21 protein-coding genes (1 of these 21 running past the window's edge) are annotated in these 20,577 nt (G+C 68.7%); 9 read left to right on the top strand and 12 right to left on the bottom strand.

Annotation, left to right across the window (positions count from 1 at the left end):
- Positions 1 to 459: the 5' portion of a YciE/YciF ferroxidase family protein gene (locus tag YU1_RS0108175; RefSeq protein ID WP_029003656.1), read on the bottom strand. It extends 48 nt beyond the left edge of the window; the window shows 459 of its 507 coding nt (coding positions 1-459); its start codon is at positions 457 to 459; its stop codon lies beyond the left edge, outside the window.
- Positions 460 to 791: 332 nt separating this feature from the next.
- On the opposite strand from YU1_RS0108175, the gene tehA reads away from it, so the two are divergent.
- The gene (gene tehA / locus YU1_RS0108170) at positions 792 to 1,805 is read left to right on the top strand and encodes a dicarboxylate transporter/tellurite-resistance protein TehA (RefSeq protein WP_156922002.1); all 1,014 of its coding nucleotides are present in this window, start codon (positions 792 to 794) and stop codon (positions 1,803 to 1,805) included.
- A gap of 136 nt (positions 1,806 to 1,941) precedes the next feature.
- Here tehA and ybaK read toward each other — a convergent pair whose 3' ends face one another.
- Positions 1,942 to 2,415 carry a Cys-tRNA(Pro) deacylase gene (gene ybaK, locus YU1_RS0108165; protein WP_029003654.1) on the bottom strand — a complete coding sequence of 158 codons (474 nt, stop codon included), beginning with the start codon at positions 2,413 to 2,415 and terminating at the stop codon, positions 1,942 to 1,944.
- 195 nt (positions 2,416 to 2,610) lie between these two features.
- Here ybaK and YU1_RS0108160 point away from each other — a divergent pair, with 195 nt between their 5' ends.
- Complete coding sequence (locus tag YU1_RS0108160; RefSeq protein ID WP_029003653.1) at positions 2,611 to 3,312, top strand: glutathione binding-like protein; 702 nt, start codon at positions 2,611 to 2,613, stop codon at positions 3,310 to 3,312.
- Positions 3,313 to 3,315: 3 nt separating this feature from the next.
- On the opposite strand, the gene YU1_RS28535 is transcribed toward YU1_RS0108160, so the two are convergent.
- Together YU1_RS28535 and YU1_RS0108150 are read right to left on the bottom strand one after the other, a co-directional pair.
- Positions 3,316 to 4,275 (bottom strand): LysR family transcriptional regulator, encoded by a 960-nt coding sequence (locus tag YU1_RS28535; protein ID WP_035714417.1) that lies wholly within the window; start codon positions 4,273 to 4,275, stop codon positions 3,316 to 3,318.
- Positions 4,276 to 4,429: 154 nt separating this feature from the next.
- Positions 4,430 to 4,867: a DoxX family protein gene (locus YU1_RS0108150; protein WP_029003652.1), complete on the bottom strand. Its 438-nt coding sequence runs from the start codon at positions 4,865 to 4,867 to the stop codon at positions 4,430 to 4,432.
- A gap of 231 nt (positions 4,868 to 5,098) precedes the next feature.
- Between YU1_RS0108150 and YU1_RS0108145 the strand changes: the two genes are divergently transcribed.
- The gene (locus tag YU1_RS0108145; RefSeq protein WP_029003651.1) at positions 5,099 to 6,043 is read left to right on the top strand and encodes a ring-cleaving dioxygenase; all 945 of its coding nucleotides are present in this window, start codon (positions 5,099 to 5,101) and stop codon (positions 6,041 to 6,043) included.
- 62 nt (positions 6,044 to 6,105) lie between these two features.
- Entirely contained in the window at positions 6,106 to 6,756 is a 651-nt protein-coding gene (locus tag YU1_RS0108140) for an alpha/beta hydrolase (protein WP_051356623.1), read from the top strand.
- A 74-nt stretch (positions 6,757 to 6,830) separates the two neighbouring features.
- On the opposite strand, the gene YU1_RS0108135 is transcribed toward YU1_RS0108140, so the two are convergent.
- Both YU1_RS0108135 and YU1_RS28530 read right to left on the bottom strand, forming a co-directional pair.
- Entirely contained in the window at positions 6,831 to 7,622 is a 792-nt protein-coding gene (locus YU1_RS0108135) for a transporter substrate-binding domain-containing protein (protein ID WP_029003649.1), read from the bottom strand.
- Positions 7,623 to 7,709: 87 nt separating this feature from the next.
- The gene (locus YU1_RS28530; protein ID WP_051356622.1) at positions 7,710 to 8,207 is read right to left on the bottom strand and encodes an Lrp/AsnC family transcriptional regulator; all 498 of its coding nucleotides are present in this window, start codon (positions 8,205 to 8,207) and stop codon (positions 7,710 to 7,712) included.
- 327 nt (positions 8,208 to 8,534) lie between these two features.
- Between YU1_RS28530 and YU1_RS0108125 the strand changes: the two genes are divergently transcribed.
- The 3 genes from YU1_RS0108125 to YU1_RS0108115 all read left to right on the top strand — a co-directional run bounded on the left by YU1_RS0108125 (position 8,535) and on the right by YU1_RS0108115 (position 10,958).
- Positions 8,535 to 9,461, top strand: coding sequence for an ABC transporter ATP-binding protein (locus YU1_RS0108125; protein WP_029003648.1), 927 nt, complete (start codon positions 8,535 to 8,537; stop codon positions 9,459 to 9,461).
- A 105-nt stretch (positions 9,462 to 9,566) separates the two neighbouring features.
- Positions 9,567 to 10,328 carry an ABC transporter permease gene (locus YU1_RS0108120; protein WP_029003647.1) on the top strand — a complete coding sequence of 254 codons (762 nt, stop codon included), beginning with the start codon at positions 9,567 to 9,569 and terminating at the stop codon, positions 10,326 to 10,328.
- A 153-nt stretch (positions 10,329 to 10,481) separates the two neighbouring features.
- Positions 10,482 to 10,958 carry a Ros/MucR family transcriptional regulator gene (locus YU1_RS0108115; RefSeq protein WP_029003646.1) on the top strand — a complete coding sequence of 159 codons (477 nt, stop codon included), beginning with the start codon at positions 10,482 to 10,484 and terminating at the stop codon, positions 10,956 to 10,958.
- 161 nt (positions 10,959 to 11,119) lie between these two features.
- Here the strand turns inward: YU1_RS0108115 and YU1_RS0108110 are convergent, their stop codons facing one another.
- Positions 11,120 to 11,659 carry an SH3 domain-containing protein gene (locus YU1_RS0108110; RefSeq protein ID WP_029003645.1) on the bottom strand — a complete coding sequence of 180 codons (540 nt, stop codon included), beginning with the start codon at positions 11,657 to 11,659 and terminating at the stop codon, positions 11,120 to 11,122.
- Between the two features lie 267 nt (positions 11,660 to 11,926).
- Between YU1_RS0108110 and YU1_RS0108105 the strand changes: the two genes are divergently transcribed.
- Together YU1_RS0108105 and YU1_RS32590 are read left to right on the top strand one after the other, a co-directional pair.
- Entirely contained in the window at positions 11,927 to 12,928 is a 1,002-nt protein-coding gene (locus YU1_RS0108105) for a 2-hydroxyacid dehydrogenase (protein WP_029003644.1), read from the top strand.
- A 57-nt stretch (positions 12,929 to 12,985) separates the two neighbouring features.
- The gene (locus tag YU1_RS32590; protein ID WP_198018864.1) at positions 12,986 to 13,306 is read left to right on the top strand and encodes a TM2 domain-containing protein; all 321 of its coding nucleotides are present in this window, start codon (positions 12,986 to 12,988) and stop codon (positions 13,304 to 13,306) included.
- A gap of 14 nt (positions 13,307 to 13,320) precedes the next feature.
- Here YU1_RS32590 and YU1_RS0108100 read toward each other — a convergent pair whose 3' ends face one another.
- The 5 genes from YU1_RS0108100 to YU1_RS0108080 form a co-directional block, all read right to left on the bottom strand.
- On the bottom strand, positions 13,321 to 14,133 hold the full coding sequence (locus YU1_RS0108100; protein ID WP_029003643.1) for a HesA/MoeB/ThiF family protein: 813 nt from the start codon (positions 14,131 to 14,133) through the stop codon (positions 13,321 to 13,323).
- A gap of 46 nt (positions 14,134 to 14,179) precedes the next feature.
- Entirely contained in the window at positions 14,180 to 15,679 is a 1,500-nt protein-coding gene (gene cysG / locus YU1_RS0108095) for a siroheme synthase CysG (RefSeq protein ID WP_029003642.1), read from the bottom strand.
- A 186-nt stretch (positions 15,680 to 15,865) separates the two neighbouring features.
- Positions 15,866 to 18,871: a DNA polymerase I gene (polA, locus tag YU1_RS0108090; RefSeq protein ID WP_029003641.1), complete on the bottom strand. Its 3,006-nt coding sequence runs from the start codon at positions 18,869 to 18,871 to the stop codon at positions 15,866 to 15,868.
- Between the two features lie 91 nt (positions 18,872 to 18,962).
- Complete coding sequence (locus YU1_RS0108085) at positions 18,963 to 19,340, bottom strand: DUF2794 domain-containing protein (RefSeq protein WP_029003640.1); 378 nt, start codon at positions 19,338 to 19,340, stop codon at positions 18,963 to 18,965.
- A 376-nt stretch (positions 19,341 to 19,716) separates the two neighbouring features.
- Positions 19,717 to 20,508 carry a DUF1223 domain-containing protein gene (locus YU1_RS0108080; RefSeq protein WP_029003639.1) on the bottom strand — a complete coding sequence of 264 codons (792 nt, stop codon included), beginning with the start codon at positions 20,506 to 20,508 and terminating at the stop codon, positions 19,717 to 19,719.
- Between the last annotated feature and the right edge of the window lie 69 nt (positions 20,509 to 20,577).

The raw sequence follows: 20,577 nt of genomic DNA, 5'->3' as shown, positions 1-20,577 counted from the left end.
CTTCCGGTCCGCCGCCTTCTCCTCGTCGAGATTGCGCTGGAGCACCGCCGCGCAATCCGCCCGCCCCAAGCGCTTGGCCCAGGCGATCAGCGTGCCGTAGCGGGTCATCTCATAATGCTCCACCGCCTGCGCCGCCGCCGCGAGGGCGGCGTCCAGCACCTCCTTGTCGGCCACCTCGCCGGCGATCTCCTCGCTCTCGTCGATGATGCCGTCGATGGCCGGGCAGGTGACGGTCTTGGCTTCCGCCCCATGCATGCGGAACACCTCCTCCACCCGCTTCACGTGGCCCTCCGTCTCGGCCAGATGGGCGCGGAAGGCGGCCTTCAGCTCGGGATCGCTTGCCTTCTCCACCATGGTGGGCAGCGCCTTCAGGATGCGCTTCTCGGCGTAATAGATGTCGCGCAGCGTGTGCACGAAGAGGTCGTCCATCGTCTTGATGTCTTTGGAGAACAGGCCCATGCGCCGCTCCTCTTGTCGTGATGGCTGAAAAGATCGGATCGACGGCCCTTGGCGCGGCCGTCGGGGGATCAACCGCCGGCCGGCGCCGATGTTCCGGAATTTTCCCCGCCCGCCAGCCGTCACCTTGGCCGTAAGGCTTTGCCTTGGCTTGTGTTTCCGGCGCGGCCCCGCGCCCGGAGCGCGCCCGGCTCCGCCCCGCCCGGCGAAGCCGGCGCCGCCGGGCCGGCCGGCCGGGGGCGGAAGGCGGCCCTTCCCCCGCGGCGGCGTTTTGCGCGGGCGCCCTGCGGCGGGGCATGCTAGCCAACAGCCGTTTCATCGCCGGAGAGAGTGCCATGACGCAACCGCAGCCCGCGCCGACGCCCCCGCTGTCCCTGCCCGCGCCGGCCGGCGGCCTGCCGCGCGTGCCCGCCTCCTTCTTCGGCATGGTGCTGGGCTTCGGCGGGCTTGGCGGCGCCTGGCGCGAGGCGCATCGCCTGTGGAGCCTGCCGGCGGCGGTGGGCGAGGCGCTGCTGGCGGCGGCGGCGCTGATCTGGGCGGTGCTGCTCTTTCTCTATGTGGCGAAGTGGATCTCCGCCCGGCGCGAGGCGCAGAGCGAGCTCGACCATCCCATCCAGTGCTGCTTCGTCGGCCTCATCGGCGTCGCCACCATGCTGGTGGCGCTGGGCGCCCTGCCTTATTCGCGCCCGCTGGGCATCGGCCTGCTCACCCTCGGCGCGCTGTTCACGGCGGCGTTCGGCATCTGGCGCACCGGGCTCCTGTGGCGGGGCGGGCGCGAGCACGCCACCACCACGCCGGTCATGTACCTGCCCACCGTGGCCGGCTCCTTCGTCACCGCCACCGGGCTCGGCGCGCTGGGCCTGCAGGACTGGGGGCAGATGGCGTTCGGCGCCGGCTTCTTCTCCTGGCTGGCGATCGAATCGGTGCTGATGGTGCGCCTCTACACCGCCGCGCCCATGGAGCCGATGCTGCGGCCCTCGCTGGGCATCCAGCTCGCCCCGCCCACGGTGGGGCTCATCGCCTATCTTGCGGTCAACCCCGGCCCGCCGGACCTCATCGCCCACGCTTTGCTGGGCTATGGCGTGCTCCAGGGCCTGCTGCTGCTGCGCATGATCCCCTGGATCGCCGAGCACCCGTTCACGCCGTCCTACTGGGGCTTCACCTTCGGCCTGACGGCGCTGGCCACCGCGCCGCTGCGCATGATCGAGCGCGGCGACACCGGCGCGGCGGCCACCCTGGCGCCGGCGCTGTTCGTCATCGCCAATGCGGCCATCGCGCTGATCGCGCTGCTGACCGTGCGCCTGCTGGCGCAGGGCCGCCTGTTCCCCAAGCCGGCGGCGGCGCGGTAGGGGCGCGGCAGAAACAGGGGGCGCGGCAACGACCGGGCGCAACCGGTCTCCCTCTCCCACGTTGTGGGAGAGGGTTCTGCCGCGCGATGGGGGAGAGGGTGCGACCGGAGGGGAGAGGCGCGACCGGGCGGCGCGCCTACGCCACCAGCGCGGCGGCCTTGGCGCCGAGCGCGGCGCGGGCGGCCTCGGGGGCCACTTCCACTTGCAGCCCGCGCTGGCCGCCATTGAGGAAGACGGTCTCCTCAATGAGCGCGGTCTCCTCCAGGACGGTGGGCACCGCGCGCTTCTGGCCGAACGGGCTGATGCCGCCCACATGGTAGCCGGTCAGGCGTTCCGCATCGGCCGGGCGCATCATGTGCGCCGCCTTGCCGCCGAACGCCGCCGCCAGCTTCTTCATGCTCACCTCGCGATCCGAGGGCACCACCACGCACACCGGCTTGCCGTCCACCTCGGCCATCAGCGTCTTCAGCACCCGGTGCGGGTCGGCGCCGATGGCCTCCGCCGCCTGGAGGCCGATGCGCTCGGCGGAGGGGTCATAGTCATAAGAGAGCGTGCGGAAGGCGACGCCCGCCTTTTCGAGGGCCTGGGTGGCACGAGTAGTCTTGGACATGAGAGTGACTGACCGCTGGCCTGGAACGGAAACGAGGCCCGATCTGCGACCCGGCGCGGCCGGGCGTCAAGACACAAGCACGAATGCGTGGGTCGCGGGCGGGGTGGTTTCCTGACGCACCATGTTGGGCCACTGTGCGCCATCCCTGCGCCGGGCCCCACCGGAGCCCGGGCGACGCACCCACCTGGAGCGCGCATGATCGACCTGCACTACTGGCCGACCCCCAACGGCCACAAGATCACTCTTTTCCTGGAAGAGAGCGGCCTGCCCTATGCCATCCACCCGGTGAACATCGGCGCCGGCGAGCAGTTCAAGCCCGACTTCCTGAAGATCGGCCCCAACAACCGCATGCCGGCCATCGTCGACCACGACCCGCCGGGCGGCGGGGCGCCGGTCTCGGTGTTCGAATCGGGCGCCATCCTGCTCTATCTGGCGGAGAAGACCGGGCGCTTCCTGCCGGCCGACCTGCGCGGGCGCTACCAGGTGCTGCAATGGCTGTTCTGGCAGATGGGGGGCCTTGGCCCCATGGCCGGGCAGAACCACCATTTCACCCAGTACGCCCCGGAGAAGATCCCCTACGCCATGGAGCGCTACGTCAAGGAGACCAACCGGCTCTACGGCGTGCTCGATCGCCGCCTGGCGGGCCGCGACTTCATCGACGACGCCGGCTATTCCATCGCCGACATGGCCTGCTACCCCTGGATCGTGCCGCACGAGCGCCAGCAGCAGAAGCTGGAGGACTTCCCCCACCTGAAGCGCTGGTTCGAGGCCATCAAGGCCCGCCCCGCCACCATCCGCGCCTATGAGAAGGGCGCCGAGGTCAGCAGCACCCCGACGGTGAACGCGGCCAGCCGCTCCGTGCTGTTCGGCCAGACCGCCGCCACGCTGAAGGACTGAGCCTCATCCCTCCGCCGCGGGAGCCCCGGCTTCCGCGGCGGCCGGCGGCAGCTCGGGCGCGCCCTCCAGGAAGGCGCGGTGCCGGGCGATCTCCGCCGCCATGAAGTCGAGGAACACCCGGACGCGGGCGGCATGGCGCAGGTCCGGGTGGGTGAGCAGCCAGAGGTCGGCCGCATAGGCCGGCTCCGGCGGGGCGAGGCGGACCAGGGCCGGGTGGGCATCGGCGATGAAGCAGGGCGCGAAGCCGACGCCGAGGCCGGCCTCGATCGCCTCGGCGAGGCCGAGCACGGTGTTCACCTTATAGGCGATGCGCTCGGGCGGGATGCGGGCCAGAGTATCCTTCACCACCCGCATGCCGCCGAAGCTGTCGGAGAGCGAAATCCAGTCGCCGGCCGAAAGCGTGTCGTAAGACACGGTGTCCGGAGTGGGGAATTGCGCGGCGAGACCGTAAAGCGCCCAGCCGATCCGCGCCACGCGGCGGCCGACCAGATTGTCGGGCGGCGCGTCGGTGGCCCGGATGGCGACGTCGGCATCGCGCTTGGAGAGGTTCAGCGCCTGGTTGCCCAATACCACGTCCAGCCGCACGCTGGGGCAGGCCCGGCGGAACTTCGCCAGCAACGGCATCAGCAGATGGACCAGCAGGCTGTCGTTGGTGGTGACCCGCAATTCGCCGGCGGGTGCCAGTTCGCGGCCGGCGATCCTGCGGGTGACGGAGGTGATGTCCGCGTCCACCCGCTCCGCCAGCGCCACCACCTCCTCGCCCGCCGGGGTCAGCGCATAGCCGGAGCGGTGGCGGACGAACAGCGCCACCCCAAGCGCCTCCTCGATCTGGCGGAGGCGGCGGAACACGGTGGAATGATTGATGCCGAGCTGGGCGGCGGCGGCCGGCAGCCCGCGCGAATCGGCCACCGCCTTGATCAGCCGGAAATCGTCCCACGCCAGATTCTTGAACGGCTCCGCCACGATCCCCCCTCCACCGGGCCGGCTCCCGACACGGCCGCGCGGCGGGGTCACTAAAGCACATTCCCGGCCCGGGTTTCACGCCCCAAGCGCCTGCCGCGCAAACGAAAACGGCCGCGCAGGGACTGCGCGGCCGGGAGCCGGGGGGGCGGAAGGATCAGGCGGCGCGGGGGCGCGCCTTGCCGCCGACGAGCTGCGCGAGGGTCACCGACTTCAGCGCCAGGGCGCCGTCGCCGATGAGGCCTTGGGCCAGGGCCGAGACCGCGAGGAAGGCGGGATATTCCCAGCCGCCGCCGGTGACGTTGAACACCCAGCCGTTCGGGGCATGCACCATGACGGCGCCCAGCAGCAGCGGGATCAGCGCCAGGGAGACCAGGCGGCCGTAGAAGCCGACCAGGATGGCGACGCCGCCGAGGAACTCGCCGAGGATGATCGGCCAGGCCAAGGCGGTGGGCAGGCCCTGGGCCGCCAGATAGCCCTCGAAGCCGGGCACGGTGAACACGGCGAACTTCAGATAGGCATGGGAAATGAACATGAGCCCCAGCGCCACGCGCAGGACGAGGGCGCCATAGGCGGAAGTGCGGTCGTCGGTCATTGGAAAGTCTCCTGTCTTCAGGGTCTTGAGGGAACCGCGGACCGTCGGGAACGCGGCGGCAACCAAGGTGTGGAGAGACAATCCTCCGTTCACTGACGCAATTCAATTTCGCAGTTTGCACAATCAATATTGCACTGACGCAATCGAAACAGCATGGCGCTCCGCCGGCTGAGCGCTATCTCTGGATGCAACGGCGCCGGACCGATCGGCACCCTTCCAGGAGTTCAGCTCATGACCACCACCAGCTCCGCCCACGGCATCCACCACATCACCGCGATCGCCGGCCCGGCCCAGCGCAACCTCGACTTCTACACCCGCACCCTCGGGCTCCGGCTGGTGAAGAAGACGGTCAATTTCGACGATCCGGGCACCTACCACTTCTATTTCGGCGACGAGACCGGCGCCCCCGGCACCATCCTCACCTTCTTCCCCTGGGCGCATGTGGCGCCCGGCCGGCTGGGGGTGGGCGAGACCGAGGAGACGGTGTTCCGCGTCCCGGCGGCCTCCATCGGCTACTGGCTGCACCGCCTCGTGGAGCGCGGCGTCGCCCACCAGGCGCCCATCGAGCGGTTCGGGGAGAAGGTGATCCCCTTCAAGGACCCGGACGGCATGCGCCTCGCCATCGCCGGCCTGCCCGGCATCGAAGGCGAGCCGGCCTGGACCGCCGGCGACGTGCCGGCGGAGGCCGCGATCCGCGGCTTCCACGCGGCCAGCCTGCTGCTGGAGGACACCGCGCGCACCGGCGCCATCCTCACCGACGTGCTCGGCTTCACCGAGGTGGCGCGGGAGGGCTCGGTGGTGCGCTACCGCGCCGGCGACACCAAGATCGGCGGCATCGTCGACCTGCGCGGCGCCGGCGGCTTCCTGCCGGCCCGCATGGGCGGCGGCTCCGTGCACCACATCGCCTTCCGCGCCGCCGACGACGCGGAGGAGATGGAGATGGTGCGCAAGCTGAAGGCCAACCACGGCCTCAACCCCACGGAGCAGAAGGACCGCAACTACTTCCGCTCGGTCTATTTCCGCGAGCCCGGCCACGTGCTGTTCGAGATCGCCACCGATGTCCCGGGGTTCGCCGCCGACGAGCCGGTCTCGGCTCTGGGCTCGGCCCTCAAGCTGCCGGCCTTCCTGGAGCCGCGCCGCGGCGCCATCGAAGAGGTGCTCCCCGTCCTCGCCTGACGCCCGCCCGCCGGTTCGCTCCGGCGGGCTCGCGCCCACCTTCCGACCTCACGGAGGTTGCCATGATTGAAGAGAACCTGACCCGGGCGCATCCGAACGCGGCCCGCCCCCTGTCCTTCGTCCACCGCTTCGAGCCGGCCCGCGCGCCGGGCAAGGCCCCGCTCCTGCTGCTGCACGGCACCGGGGGCGACGAGAGCGACCTGCTGCCGCTTGGTCAGGCGGTAGCGCCCGGCGCCGCTTTGCTCTCGCCGCGCGGCAAGGTGATGGAAGGCGGCATGCCGCGCTTCTTCCGCCGCCTCGCCGAGGGCGTGTTCGACGAAGCCGACGTGCGGCTGCGGGCCGGGGAACTGGCGGACTTCATCGCCGAAGCACGCGCTGCCTACGGCCTGCCGGCGCCCATCGCGCTGGGCTTCTCCAACGGCGCCAATATCGCGGCGGCGGTGCTCGAACTCTATCCCGGCGTGCTGGCGGGGGCCGTGCTGCTGCGCGCCATGGTGCCGCTGAAGGCGGCGCCGAAGGCGGATCTTGCCGGAACGCCGGTGCTGATCCTGTCCGGCGCCGTCGATCCCATCGTGCCGGCGGACAATGCGGCACGGCTCGCCGCGACGCTGGAGGGCATGGGCGCACAGGTGCGCCACCAGGTCCTTCCCGTGGGCCACGGCCTGTCCCAGGCCGACCTGACGCTGACCCAATCCTGGCTGGCGGAGCGCTGAGCGCCCCCTGGCTCCCAAAAGGCCCGCCCGGCGCTCACGCCGGGCGGGGAAACGATCGAAAGCCCGCGCGCCGGTCACTGCGGCAGTTCGCCCGCCTCGCGCCCGAGCCACTTCTTCGACATGGCATCGATGGTGCCGTCCTTCTTGGCGGCGAGGATGATGTCGTTGACCTTGGCCTTCAGCTTCTCCTCGCCCTTGGAGAGACCGATGAAGCAAGGCGATTCCTTGATGAGGAACTTGAACTCCGTATTGGTGGCCGGGTTCTTCATCATGATGGTGCCCGCCGCCGCGGAGGAGATGGCCACCAGTTCCGTCTGCCCGGCCACATAAGCGGCGGCGGTGGCCGCATTGTCCTCGTAGCGCTTCACGATCACGCCCTGCGGCGTGACCTTCTCCAATTCCTGATCCTCCATGGCGCCGCGGGTGACCGCCACGCTGTGGCCGACCATGTCGCCGGGCCCCTTCACCGCCACGCCCTTGCCGCCGAACACCGCCTGGTAGAAGGGGGCGTAGGCATAAGAGAAATCGAGCACCTTCTCGCGCTCGGCGTTCTTGCCCAGCGTCGAGATGACGAGATCCACCTTGCCGGTCTGGAGATAGGGGATGCGGTTGGCGCTCGACACCGGCACCAGATCCACCTTCACGCCCATCTTCTGGCCGATCAGCTCGGCCATGGAGATGTCGAGGCCCTGCGGCTTCAGGTCCGGGCCGACGAAGCCATAGGGCGGATAATCGGTGGGGATGGCGATGCGGATGACCTTCCGCGCCATGATGGCATCAAGCGCATCCTCCGCCCGCGCGGCCGGCGCCGACAGGCCGAACAGCGCCGTAAGACAAAGCAGGGACAGGGCGGATCTGCGATCCATGGGATAATCTCCTCGAACAGGACATGACGCCGGGCACCGCCATCCGGCAGCCGCTCGCGCCTCCCCGGATGCAGGACTTGTGCCGATTCAGCGGCCGGGGCCACCCACCGCAGCCTGGGCCGCGCGCACCGGCAGGGCGATGGAATATTTCACCTGCCCCAAGGCGAAGCTCGATTCGATCGAGGCGATGCCGTCGAGCCGGGTCAGCCGGGTCTTGAGAAAGGTCTCGTAGGCGGCGAGGTCCGGGGCCACCACGCGCAGAAGGTAATCGCGCGGCCCGGTCATGAGGTAGCATTCGAGCACCTCGTCCCAGCCCGAGATGGCCTTGGCGAAGCGGTCGAGATCCTCCTCCTTCTGGCGCTCCAGCTTGATGGAGATGAAGACGCTGACCGGCAGCCCCACCGCCGCCTGGTCCACCAGCGCCACATGGCGGGTGATGACGCCGCGCTCCTCCAGCAGCCGCACGCGGCGATGGCAGGGCGACGGGGAGAGACCCACCTGCGCCGCCAGCGCCTGCATGGTGATGCGGCAATCCTGCTGGAGGAGGGCGAGGATCTTGCGGTCGATGGCGTCGAGAGGCGGCATGGCAGGAATGCGGACCGGGCTGAAGCTTCCCCGCAACACTATCCTAAAAATACCCCGTCGGCAGGCAAGCCATGCCGTTTCATGCCATGTTGGCGAGGTAGGTCGGCCCCGGCACCCGCATGCCAGGGCCGACCCCGACGCCCGGGGGTCGCGGCGCCGCGGCTCAGTGAGCCGAATAGGGTGTTAGAAGCCCCACCTTGCGCGAGCGTGGCATCCTGAGTGCGCGCGGCATGGGCAGCGTCCTCAAAAAACCCGCGGGACCTGCGAAACTCCAAGCCACTCTGCTTAAAATTCGCCCACCGGATGCCCAACAGGTATATACCGCCCATGCAGCCAATCCTTTCTCTCCGTGGCGTTTCAAAGACCTACGCGACCGGCCACGCCGCGCTCAAGGACGTCTCCCTGGAGATCGCGCGCGGCGAAATCTTCGCCCTCCTGGGCCCCAACGGCGCCGGCAAGACGACCCTCATCAGCATCATCTGCGGCCTTGTGACGCCGACGGCGGGCACGATCGCGGCCGGCGGGCACGACATCATCCGCGATTATCGCGCCGCCCGATCGCTCATCGGCCTGGTGCCGCAGGAACTGACCACCGACGCCTTCGAGACCGTCCGGGCGACGGTGCGCCTCAGCCGGGGGCTGTTCGGCAAGGCGCCGGCTGAGGCCCATGTAGAGAAGGTGCTGCGCGATCTCTCCCTGTGGGAGAAGCGCGACAGCCGGATCATGACGCTGTCCGGCGGTATGAAGCGGCGGGTGATGATCGCCAAGGCGCTGTCGCACGAGCCGCAGATCCTGTTCCTCGACGAGCCCACCGCCGGCGTCGACGTCGAACTGCGCCGCGACATGTGGCGGGTGATCCGCGACCTGCGGGACAATGGCGTCACCATCATCCTCACCACCCACTATCTGGAGGAAGCGGAGGAGATGGCAGACCGCATCGGCGTGATCCGCAATGGCGAACTGATCCTGGTGGAACGCAAGGAGGACCTCATGCGGACGCTGGGGCGCAAGGAACTCGCCTTGCAGCTCGCCGCGCCGCTAGCCGAGATCCCCGCCGCGCTCGCCCGCTACCCGCTGGCGCTGTCGCCGGACGGCCGGCGCCTCGTCTACACCTACACCGGCACCGGCGACCCCACGTCCATCTCGCCATTCCTCCAGGATGTGGCTGCGGCGGGCATCGCCTTCACCGACCTCGACACCGAGCAAAGCTCGCTGGAGGAGATCTTCGTGCGGCTGGTGCGCGCGGACGCCTGACGCCCGAGCCGACGGGCCGCCTCCCCTGGCGCGTCCGCGATTGCCTTCCGACATCCCGTCCAACCGGCGCGCCGCCCATGCGCCCGCCCCCAGCAAGAGGCTCCCATGAACCTCCACGCCATCCGCGCCATCTATCTGTTCGAGATGGCCCGCATGCGACGGACGCTGCTGCAGAGCATCGTGTCGCCGGTTCTGTCCACCTCGCTCTATTTTGTCGTGTTCGGCTCCGCCATCGGCGGCCACATGCGGCAGATCGGCGACGTCAGCTACGGCGCGTTCATCGTGCCGGGGCTCATCATGCTGAGCCTGCTGACGCAGAGCATCGCCAATGCGTCGTTCGCCATCTATTTTCCGCGCTTCGTCGGCACCATTTACGAAATACTTTCGGCCCCGCTCTCGGCGCTGGAGATCGTGACCGGCTATGTCGGCGCGGCGGCGACCAAATCGATCATCCTCGGCCTGATCACGCTCGCGGTGGCCTCCGTCTTCGTCGATCTGCGCATCGAACACCCGGTCTGGATGCTCGCCTTCCTGGTGCTGACCGCGATCACCTTCAGCCTGTTCGGCTTCGTCATCGGCATCTGGGCGGACAGTTTCGAGAAGCTCCAGATGATCCCCATGCTCATCGTCACCCCGCTCACCTTCCTTGGCGGCAGCTTCTATTCCATCGACATGCTGCCGCCGTTCTGGCGGGCGGTCAGCCTGTTCAACCCGGTGGTTTATCTGGTGAGTTGCTTTCGCTGGAGCTTCTTCGGCACCTCCGACGTCAACGTTGGGCTGAGCGTCGCCATGACCCTCATCTTCCTGCTTCTGTGCCTGGGCGCCGTGGTCTGGATTTTCAAGACCGGCTACCGGATGAAGACATAAAGTCGCCACAAGTTTGCCCTGGACGAAGGGTCAAACGCGGCGCTTTATTGCAAGGCGGCATGAAAAATCCGTTTTGGTAGCTTTTATGCTCCTTACGCGCTTGAATAACGATTCTTCCTGCTGCAATAAGCGTGTATTAGCGGAGGAGTAGCCATGGACGATCAAGATTCGAATGACTTCCTGGCAGAGAATGCAGCGCAGATCGTCAGCGCATTCGTCGCCCATAACAGCATCAGTTCAACCGAGCTGCCGAACCTGATCAAGGCCGTGCATGCCGCGCTCGCCGGTCTGGGCAACCAGCCGGTGGTGGAAGCCGCGCCCAAGCAGGTCGTCCCGGCGGTGAGCGTCAAGCGCTCGGTCACGCCGGACCACATCGTCTGCCTGGAAGACGGGCACAAGTTCAAGTCGCTGAAGCGCCATCTCCTGTCGAAGCACGGCATGACGCCGGACGAGTATCGCAAGAAATGGGACCTGCCCTACGACTATCCGATGGTGGCGCCCAATTACGCGCTGACGCGCTCGGCCATGGCGAAGGAGATCGGCCTCGGCCGCGCCAAGGTGACCGAAGCCCCCAAGGCGAAGGACACCGTGCGCAAGCCGCGCGTCGGCCGCCCGGCCAAGAAGGCCTGAAGACGAGGGTTTGAAGAGACTGAGAACGGCACCGGATGCCCATGATGGCGTCCGCTCCGGGGTTTGCCGCGTGCATCGGCAACACCGGCCGTCCAGCCTCAATGCGCTAAGCAGGTTGCGCTGAACGGGTACAGCAAACCGAACGGACGAGCGGCGGGCGCTCAGTCGACCTTTTCGTTGGGATAGACGCCCCAGAGCTTGTTCTGCTCGATGAAGCCGTCGAAGCCCTCGCCGAAGATCCGGCACCACTTCCCATCGCACGTCTTGATGATCCCGAGCACGCTCGGCTCCAGCCGCGCCACGACGCGGGCACCGCCGTCGGGCTTGTCACGCAGCGTCACCGTAGCGTCCTTGCTCCAGGGGGAGACAAGCGCCGTGCGCCGGCCGGACAGCATGGAGTGGTAGACCCAGCCTTCCGCGCCGTCCGCATCGCGGATGCGCCGCCAGGTTTCGAACTCGGCCGTGATCTCCACCGGCAGCCCGGCGCGGGTGAAGATCCAGGCGACATCCTGGTCGCGATTGGGGCCGTTGCGGACATTCACCCGATCCGCCTTCAGCGAGACGAAACGCGGCACCGGCAAGCCCGTGCCCTTCTCCTCGTCCGCTGCTTGCGCCCCGGTCACGCCCGGAAGCATCGCCGCCAAGAGCAGGGCGAAAGCCGCCGCGCGCGTCTGGAAGAGATGCCGCCACGTGATCTGCATGTCCGCTCGTCCTTTCATGCCCTGGAGCCGGCGCTTCCGGCCAGATCCATCTGCACCGGAATCCGCATCTAAAGCTTTAATGGCGATTATTTTACCATCGACGGCCGGATCGTCGCGGACAGCACCCGAACCGGCGCCGAACCGGCGGGAGTGAAGTGCGCTGCCCCGGCCATGGCGTCAAGGCCGGCGCTTGCGCCGCGCTTTGTCTTTCCCCGTCTGTCTGCTAGACGGAACGACAAGGGTTAAGAAACGGGAACGGGGAAACAAATGGCGCGCCGCAAGCCGCTCGTCGTCGTTACGCGAAAGCTGCCGGACACCGTCGAAACCCGCATGCGCGAACTGTTCGACGCGCAGCTCAATGTCGACGACGTGCCCATGGACCAGGCTGCCCTCGTGGAGGCGGTCCGGCGCGCGGACGTGCTCGTGCCCACGCTGACAGACCGTATCGACAACGCCGTATTGTCGCAGGCCGGCGAGAATCTCCGCCTGATCGCGAGCTTCTCCAACGGCGTCGATCACATTGACGTGGCGAGCGCGCTGGCGCGCGGCATCACCGTCACCAATACCCCGGGCGTCCTCACCGAGGATACCGCCGACATGACCATGGCGCTGATCCTGGCCGTGCCGCGCCGGCTGACCGAAGGGTCGCAGGTCCTCATCGGCGAGCGCGACGACTGGTCCGGCTGGTCGCCCACCTGGATGCTCGGGCGGCGGATCTGGGGCAAGCGCCTCGGCATCATCGGCATGGGCCGCATCGGCCAGGCGGTGGCCCGCCGCGCCAAGGCCTTCGGCCTGCAGATCCACTACCATAACCGCCGCCCGCTGCCGGGCGCGGTGGAAGAGGCGCTGGAAGCAACCTATTGGGACAGCCTCGACCAGATGCTGGCCCGCATGGACATCGTCTCGGTCAACTGCCCGCACACGCCGGCCACCTTCCACCTGCTCTCGGCCCGCCGCCTCAAGCTGATGAAGCGCGAGGCCTATGTGGTGAATACCGCGCGCGGCGAGATCATCGACGAGAACGCCCTCACCCGCATGCTGGAGGCGGGCGAACTGGCCGGCGCCGGGCTCGACGTTTTCGAGCAGGAACCAGCCGTGAACCCCAAGCTCGTGCGCCTCGCCCGCCAGGGCAAGGTGGTGCTGCTGCCGCACATGGGCTCGGCCACGCTGGAAGGCCGCGTCGACATGGGCGAGAAGGTCATCGTCAACATCCGGACCTTCATGGACGGCCACCGCCCGCCGGACCGCGTCCTGCCCTCGATGCTCTAGGGGATGGACATGACCTAATATCCTGTTTTACCTTTGGGTTGGGCAGGGAATTATATCATGGATCCAATTGTAAACATATCGCGCGGCAGCGATGCGCGGTCGTTGATGTTGTTTGAAGCGAATAAGAAGTCCACCACAGTCGCTTATGTGCTGTGGATTTTCTTTGGAGGCCTCGGCGGGCACCGCTTTTATTGCGGAAAAATCGGGTCTGCGATCGCGATCCTTTTACTAACCATTGCAGGCGCAGCTCTAGCGGTAGTGGGAGTAGGACTTGTCTTTCTGGCGGTGGCCGGTATTTGGGTCTTGGTTGATGCCTTCCTGATCCCAGGCTGGATTCGAAATCACAACAATCTGCTGGCACTCCAGCTGGGAAGCTGACCGCATCCCTGCGCTCAAGCCGCCCGACCGTGCTCGGAGAGGTCGGTGATCCGCGCCCCGGTCCCGGTCAGCGGATTGTCCGGGTCCCAGCCGTAGCTCAGCGTCTCGAAACGCATGGAGCGGGCGTCGATCATCAGCAGCTTGCCCACCAGTCCCTCGCCGAAGCCGACGATGGCGCGGATCGCCTCCAGCGCCGCCATGGAGCCGGCGATGCCGGCGAGTGCGCCCAGCACCCCCGCTTCCGCGCAGGGTGCTACCGTCCCCGGCGGCGGTGCCTCGGGAAACAGGCAGCGGTAGGTGGGATTGGGCGTGCCGTCCGGCCCGGTCTCATGGGCGCGGATGGTGGTGAGCGTCGCATCGAACGTGCCCAGCGCCGCCGTCACCAGCGTCTTCCCCGCCAGCACGCAGGCATCGGCGACGAGATAGCGGGTGGCGAAATTGTCCGAGCCGTCCACCACCACGTCCGCCGCCGCGATCAGCTCCAGCGCATTGTCCGGCCCGATGCGCACCGCATGCGTCACCACCTCCACATGCGGATTGAGGGCTTCCACCGCGTCTCGCGCGCTGTCCGTCTTCGGACGGCCGATGTCGGCGGTGCGGTGGATCACCTGGCGCTGGAGGTTGGAGAGCGACACCACGTCGTCATCCACCAGGATCAGCCGGCCGACACCCGCCGCGGCCAGATAGAGCAGCACCGGAGCCCCGAGCCCGCCGGCGCCGATCACCAGCACGGTGGCCGCCTTCAGCTTCTGCTGGCCGGGCCCGCCCACGTCATGCAGCACGATGTGGCGGGCGTAGCGTTCGATTTCGTCGGATGAGAAGGCCATGAAGCGTTTTATCCTGCCGCAGCCGAGCGGTCACCGGCGCGGCGGATCAGAGCCGCGCCGCGCGGGGGCCGCCATCGGCCAGCGCCTGCGCCCCCTCCGCCGCGGAGAGGGCGTGGCCATAAATGATGATGCAGGGTCCCGCCGCGCCCGCCTCGGCCGCCGCAGACACGGCCGCAGCCAGCCCGGACACCGGCGCCCAGACGATCTTCTCTTCGGCGCGGGTCACCGAGAAGACGGCAACGGCGGGCGTCGCCGGGTCGATGCCCGCGGCGGCCAGCTCGCCGACCAGATCCGGCAGGGTGCGGCGCGGCATGTAGACCACCGTGGTCGCCGCCTTGTCGGACAGGGCATGGAAATCGAGGTCGCGCGGCAGCTTGCCGTCGCGGGCATGGGCGGTGACGAATTGCAGCCGCCGGGCGTGGTCGCGATGGGTCAGCGACGCGACGAGGCGGCTCGCCGCGCCCTGCGGCGCGGAGATGCCGGGCACCACCTCGACCCGCACGCCCGCCGCATGACAGGCGGCGATCTCCTCGCCGGCGCGACCGAAGATCATCGGCTCGCCACCCTTCAGGCGCACCACGCGGCGGCCCTCCCGGGCCAGTTGGACCATCAGGGCGTTGATGTCGTCCTGCTTGCAGGAGGGGCCATAGCCGGTCTTGCCCACCAGCATCTTCCTCGCCTCGCGGCGGGCGAAATCCAGCACCGCCTCGGAGACCAGATCGTCATAGAGCACCACGTCGGCCGATTGCAGCGCCCGCACCGCCTTCAGCGTCAGCAGCTCGGGATCGCCCGGCCCCGCGCCCACGAGGACGACCGACCCCACGTCCGGTGCGCCCTGCCCCAGTTCGGCGGCGGCCAGCAGCACGTCGCGATCGGTGTCGTTCGGCACGCGGCCGGGCTCGGCCATGGCGCGGGCGGCGAAATCCTCCCAGAAGCGCCGGCGCGCCTGAAACGACAGTCCCAGCGCGGTCACCGCGCCGCGCCACGCCTGCGCCGCCTGCGCCCAGGCCTTGAAGCCCTGCGGCAGCAGCGCCTCGATCTTGGCCCGAACGGCCTGCCCGAACACCGGCGCCGCCCCATCCGTGGAGATGCCCACCACCAGCGGCGAGCGGTTGACGATCGCGCCGAAGGCGAAATCGCAATAGGCCGGCTTGTCGACCACGTTCACCGGCACGCCGGCGGCGTGGGCGGCGGCGGCGAAGCGGCCGGCCTCCGCCTCGTCCGCCGCGTCGGCAACGGCCAGTGCCGCGCCAGGTAAGTCATCGGGTGCCCAGGGGCGCTTGTGGATGGCGATATGCCCGTCCGGCGCGGCGCCGGCCAGATGCCACATCTCCTCGCAGATCTCGGGCGCGATCACTTCCACCCGCGCACCGGCGGCGGAGAGCAGCTCGGCCTTCCACACCGCCGGCTCGCCGCCGCCGGCCACCAGCACGCGCTTGCCCGCCAGCGCATAGAAGACCGGCAGGCGCGCCAGCTTCTCCATGCGCCCGCCCTCGCGCACGCGCGGCGCGCGGCCATCCTGCGGGGGCGTGCGATCGGCGCTCATCGGGTCACTCTCTCATGGTTCGGACGGCGCGACTTGGAAGTGTCTCCCCACGGGCTGGACTTGCCAAGGGGCGGCCGCGTCCCTGTCATATGACGCATGCGGCGGCGTTATTCAACGCCGCGAAAATGATGTTTGGTTATTTCACGTTCCATGGGCGCAGAAGCGGCCGCCGGAAGGAAGAGGCGCTCAGTGCGCCTCCTCCCAATTGTCGGCGGCGCTGGCTTCCACCTGGAGCGGAACGGCCAGCGTGACCGCCGGCAAGGCGGCATGCTCCATCACCCGGCGCACGACGGGAAGCGTGGCCTCCACCTCCGCGTCGGGCACCTCGAACACCAGTTCGTCATGCACCTGGAGCAGCATCCGGGCGGACAGGCCGGCGTCCTTCAACGCGCCTTCCATGCGGATCATTGCCCGGCGGATGATGTCCGCCGCCGTCCCCTGGAGGCGGGCGTTGATGGCGGCGCGCTCGTTAAAGGCCCGGATGGAGGGGTTGGAGGCGGCGATATCCGGATAATGGCAGCGCCGGCCGAACAGCGTCTCCACATAGCCGTGCTCGCGGCAGAAGGTGCGTGTCTCGTCCATATAGGCGCGGATGCCGGGGAAGCGCTCGAAATAGCGCTTGATGTACTGCCCCGCCTCGTCGCGCGGGATGCCCAGCTGGTTGGCGAGGCCGAAGGCCGAAATGCCGTAGATAATGCCGAAATTGATCGCCTTGGCGCGGCGGCGCACTTCGGAGGGCATGCCCTCCACCGGCACGCCGAACATCTCGGACGCGGTCATCGCGTGGATGTCGATGCCGTCCTGGAACGCCTGCCGCAGCGCCGGGATTTCGGCGATCTCCGCCAGCAGGCGCAGCTCGATCTGCGAATAGTCCGCCGACACCAGCTTGGTGCCCGGCACCGCGACGAAGGCGCGGCGGATGCGGCGGCCCTCCTCGGTACGGATGGGGATGTTCTGGAGGTTGGGTTCGGACGAGGATAGCCGCCCGGTCGTGGTGGCCGCCAGCGCATAGGAGGTGTGAACGCGCTGGGTCTGCGGGTTCACATAGTTGGGCAGCGCGTCCGTATAGGTGGAGCGGAGCTTGGAAAGCTGGCGCCAGGCGAGGATCTTCTGCGGCAGCTCGTGGCCGGCTTCCGCCAGTTCGTCCAGCACATTGGCCTTGGTGGACCAGGCCCCGGTCGGCGTCTTGGTGGCGCCGGGCAGGTTCATCCTGCCGAACAGCAGGTCGCCGATCTGCTTGGGCGAGCCCACATTGACCTTCTCGCCGGCGAGTTCCGAAATCTCATCCTCCAGCCGCGCCGCCCCCTGGGCGAATTCCGAGGACAGGCGCGCCAGCAGCGGCCGGTCGATGGAGATGCCGCGCGCCTCCATGCGGGTCAGCACGGCGATCAGCGGGCGCTCCATGGTCTCGTAGACCGTGGTCATGCCGTCGGCGGGCAGCCGGGGCTTGAATACCCGCCACAGGCGCAGGGTCACGTCCGCATCCTCCGCCGCATAGGCGGTGGCGGCCTCCAGCGGCACCTTGTCGAAGGTGATCTGCGCCTTGCCCTTGCCGGCCACCTCCGTGAAAGCGATGGGCGTGTGGCCCAGGTGCTTCACCGAAAGCTCGTCCATGCCGTGGTTGTTGCGGCCGGCATCGAGCGCGTAGGACATGCACATGGTGCAATCGAACGGCCCGACGGTGATGCCGTGGCGGGCGAGGATGGCGGCGTCATACTTGACGTTGTGGCCGATCTTCAGCGTGCCGGGATCCTCCAGCACGCCCTTCAGCACCTCCAGCGCCTCGGCGAAGGCGATCTGGCCGGGCAGCAGGCCCTCGGTGAACAGCCCCTCCCCCGCGCCGCGATGGGCGAGCGGGATGTAGCAGGCCTCATTGGGCGCCAGCGCCAGCGAGACGCCCACCAGATCCGCCTGGAGCGGATCGATGGAGGTGGTCTCGGTGTCGAAGGCCACGTAGCCCTGCTCGCGCGCCTTGGCGCACCACGCTTCCAGCTCGGCGCGGGTGGTGAGCATCCTGTAGCGCGCGCGGTCCACCTTGTCGGCGCGGGCCTCCTGGGCGCGCGCGGCGACGAGGTCCGGCGGGTTCAGCACCGAGGGCCGCCCGCCGGCGATGGCCGCAGCCGGGGGCAACGCCTCGCCGGCATCGGGCTCGCCGCCGCCGGACGACACCGGCGCGCTCTGGCCGGCGAACAGCGGGCCGGTGCCGGTGGCCGCAAGGCGCGGGTCGGGATCGACCTCGCCCGCGTCCACCGAGAAGGCCTCCGCCGCCCGGCGGACGATGGTGGTGAATTCCATCGCCTTGAGGAAGGCGATCAGGCGCTTACCGTCGGGGTCCTCCAGGACGAGGTCGGAGAGGGGCACCTCCACCGCCACGTCGGTGACCAGCCGCACCAGTTCCTTGGAGATGCGCGCCTTGTCCGCATGCTCGATGAGCGATTGGCGGCGCTTCTCCTGCTTGATCTCGCCGGCGCGGGCCAGCAGCGTGTCGAGGTCGCCATAGTCCTTGATCAGGGTCGCGGCGGTCTTGATGCCGATGCCGGGGACGCCCGGCACGTTGTCGGTCGAATCACCGGCGAGCGCCTGCACGTCCACCACCTGCTCGGGGCCGACGCCGAAATAGTCGATCACCTCCTGCACGCCGATGCGCCGCTCCGGCCGCGAGCCCCGCCCGCCCGATTCGCCGGAGGCCGGGTCGTACATGGCGACCTTGTCGCCGATCAGCTGCATCAGGTCCTTGTCGGCCGAGACGATCAGCACGTCGGCACCCGCCGCCTGCGCCTGCCGGGCATAGGTGGCGATGAGGTCGTCCGCCTCGTAGCGCGCCATCTCCACCGGGATGAGGCCGAAGGCCTTGACTGCCTCTCGCATCAGCGGGAACTGGGGAATCAGCTCGTCGGGCGGGTCGGAGCGGTTGGCCTTGTAGCGGGGGTAGATCTCCTTGCGGAAGCTATCCTCCGACTTGTCGAAGATGATGGCGAGGTGGGTCGGCCGGATGCCGAGGGCGCCCTCGCGGACGAACTGGAACAGCTTGGTGCAGAACAGCCGGACCGCGCCGGTGGGCAGGCGGTCGGAACGGAAATTGTACTTCCGGTCCTGGTTGATGGACTGGAAATAGGCCCGGAACACGAAGGACGAGCCGTCCACCAGGAACACATGGTCGCCAGGCTGGATCGGGCGGGGAGCAGAAGACATTGGGCTATCCGTTGATGCGGCGCGCACGATGCCCGACGCCCCGTCCAGGAACAACCCTTCTTCGCGCCGCCGGATCGGCCGGCGCCTCGGCTCAGCTCACGGAGGTCAGCGGCTTCTCCAGCACCGCCAGCACGCGCGGCAGTTCGTGGCCACGCTTCAGGATGAGCCCGGTCTGCGAGACGACGCTGTAGGCGCCCTGCTTGCGCGCCAGCTTCGGCTGTTTCTCGATGCGATAGAGCGGCACGTCCAGGGAGCGGCGGAAGATGGAGAACACCGCCCGCTCCTTGAGGAAGTCGATGGCGTAGTCGCGCCATTCCCCCGCGGCGACCATGCGCCCGTACAGATCGAGAATGCGGTCGAGTTCCCGGCGGTCGAAGGTGACGTTGGGCAGCGCCGCCGCCTGCGGGACTGGCGCCTGGGTCGATGGCGAGGGCGCCGGGCCGCGCCGTATAGGTTCGATCTCGCCCATCGGGCCTCCAAGGCTGCCGTGCCCCGCGATGATCGCCGCAGGCTCCCCGGCTTTCAAGGGGGTTTGATAGCCGGCTTGTGCTGCGCCGCAACGGATACGGGACCGCGATCTCGGGCGATCACGGGGTCGTCAAACGCGAACACAGTCTCGCCGGATTTCGGTCAAGACGCCGACAAGGGGCGGCGCGATCTTCGTACCCGTAGCAGGGCCGGTTCGCTGCCGCTCCGGTCTATCCCAGCCCCCCAGCCCCCCGGGGTGGCGTGAACCGGCCACTGCTACACTTCCAAAATTTTGCAAACTTCCAAGGCCGCGAAAGCGGCCTTTTTCGTGCGTCGGGGAACTCCGCGCTCGTGGGCGACGGCCAGGACCGGCCGGTTCAGTTCAGGGGAAGGGTCGCGGCGCCGAGGATCGGGCCTGGGGCTGCGAAGGTGCCGGACTGGAGCAGCACCACCACCGCATTGACCCCTTCGAGGCGCAGCTGGTTGACCGGGACCTTGAAGCGCTCGGCATCGCCGTCCCATGTGCCGACCCGCACCCAGCCGCGCACCACATTGGTATAGGTGACGTTGCGGCCGCCATTCTCGCCGCGCCCAATCGCCACCGTGTGGCTGCGGATCACCGGGCAGGCCCACACTTCCGCGCCGGGCGCGCGGGGCAAGGCCCGCACATCGACCACGAGGTCGTCGCCTTCGCGCGCGAGGCTGACCGGCACCGTCATCGCCGAGCCGCCAGCCTTGGCGCTCACCAGCGCCTTCTCCACCGCCGGGCGGTCGCTGCCGATGGCGGCCTGGATGCCGTCCACCACCATCTGCGGCGTGTAGATCTTGCGATCGCCGCGCACGTCCGCATAAGCCCGCTGGCGCTGCGAGTGGCCGTGCTGGGCCAGGGTGTCCTTCCAGCCGATATAGTCCCAGTAGTCCACCGCAAGCGTGAGCGGAATGATGCCGGGATCGCGGGCCAGTTCGCCCAGCAGCGCGTCGGCGGGCGGGCAGGAGGCGCAGCCCTGGCTGGTGAACAATTCCACCACCGCCTTGGGCATCGGCTCGGCGGCCGGTGCCGGACCCGGCCGCACCGCATCCTCCGCCCGCGCCGTCGGGACGGCGACGCCCGCCAGGGCGACCACCAGCGCGGCACAGAGGGACAGTCGGGGCAGCAGCGGGAGGATCATGGACGTCGAGCGGGACCTTGCCTGGAAAGAAGCGCGAGCCCAACGGATAGGCCCCACGGGAGGCCGGGG

It is taken from the genome of Azorhizobium doebereinerae UFLA1-100 (assembly GCF_000473085.1).
In the GTDB taxonomy this organism is placed as follows: Bacteria; Pseudomonadota; Alphaproteobacteria; order Rhizobiales; family Xanthobacteraceae; genus Azorhizobium; species Azorhizobium doebereinerae.
The sequence above is the reverse complement of the archived record's forward strand: the minus strand, read 5'-3'. Positions and strand labels throughout refer to the sequence as shown.

What these genes read in the sequence shown, in the direction of transcription:
- YU1_RS0108140 (WP_051356623.1), top strand. Translation starts at nt 6,106, where the DNA reads ATGATTGAAGAGAACCTGACCCGGGCGCATCCGAACGCGGCCCGCCCC.
- cysG (WP_029003642.1), bottom strand. Translation starts at nt 15,679, where the DNA reads ATGAGCGCCGATCGCACGCCCCCGCAGGATGGCCGCGCGCCGCGCGTG.
- YU1_RS0108125 (WP_029003648.1), top strand. Translation starts at nt 8,535, where the DNA reads ATGCAGCCAATCCTTTCTCTCCGTGGCGTTTCAAAGACCTACGCGACC.
- YU1_RS0108135 (WP_029003649.1), bottom strand. Translation starts at nt 7,622, where the DNA reads ATGGATCGCAGATCCGCCCTGTCCCTGCTTTGTCTTACGGCGCTGTTC.
- YU1_RS0108110 (WP_029003645.1), bottom strand. Translation starts at nt 11,659, where the DNA reads ATGCAGATCACGTGGCGGCATCTCTTCCAGACGCGCGCGGCGGCTTTC.
- YU1_RS0108150 (WP_029003652.1), bottom strand. Translation starts at nt 4,867, where the DNA reads ATGACCGACGACCGCACTTCCGCCTATGGCGCCCTCGTCCTGCGCGTG.
- tehA (WP_156922002.1), top strand. Translation starts at nt 792, where the DNA reads ATGACGCAACCGCAGCCCGCGCCGACGCCCCCGCTGTCCCTGCCCGCG.
- YU1_RS0108085 (WP_029003640.1), bottom strand. Translation starts at nt 19,340, where the DNA reads ATGGGCGAGATCGAACCTATACGGCGCGGCCCGGCGCCCTCGCCATCG.
- YU1_RS0108160 (WP_029003653.1), top strand. Translation starts at nt 2,611, where the DNA reads ATGATCGACCTGCACTACTGGCCGACCCCCAACGGCCACAAGATCACT.
- ybaK (WP_029003654.1), bottom strand. Translation starts at nt 2,415, where the DNA reads ATGTCCAAGACTACTCGTGCCACCCAGGCCCTCGAAAAGGCGGGCGTC.
- YU1_RS0108120 (WP_029003647.1), top strand. Translation starts at nt 9,567, where the DNA reads ATGAACCTCCACGCCATCCGCGCCATCTATCTGTTCGAGATGGCCCGC.
- YU1_RS0108100 (WP_029003643.1), bottom strand. Translation starts at nt 14,133, where the DNA reads ATGGCCTTCTCATCCGACGAAATCGAACGCTACGCCCGCCACATCGTG.
- YU1_RS28530 (WP_051356622.1), bottom strand. Translation starts at nt 8,207, where the DNA reads ATGCCGCCTCTCGACGCCATCGACCGCAAGATCCTCGCCCTCCTCCAG.
- YU1_RS0108145 (WP_029003651.1), top strand. Translation starts at nt 5,099, where the DNA reads ATGACCACCACCAGCTCCGCCCACGGCATCCACCACATCACCGCGATC.
- YU1_RS0108115 (WP_029003646.1), top strand. Translation starts at nt 10,482, where the DNA reads ATGGACGATCAAGATTCGAATGACTTCCTGGCAGAGAATGCAGCGCAG.
- YU1_RS32590 (WP_198018864.1), top strand. Translation starts at nt 12,986, where the DNA reads ATGGATCCAATTGTAAACATATCGCGCGGCAGCGATGCGCGGTCGTTG.
- polA (WP_029003641.1), bottom strand. Translation starts at nt 18,871, where the DNA reads ATGTCTTCTGCTCCCCGCCCGATCCAGCCTGGCGACCATGTGTTCCTG.
- YU1_RS0108105 (WP_029003644.1), top strand. Translation starts at nt 11,927, where the DNA reads ATGGCGCGCCGCAAGCCGCTCGTCGTCGTTACGCGAAAGCTGCCGGAC.
- YU1_RS0108080 (WP_029003639.1), bottom strand. Translation starts at nt 20,508, where the DNA reads ATGATCCTCCCGCTGCTGCCCCGACTGTCCCTCTGTGCCGCGCTGGTG.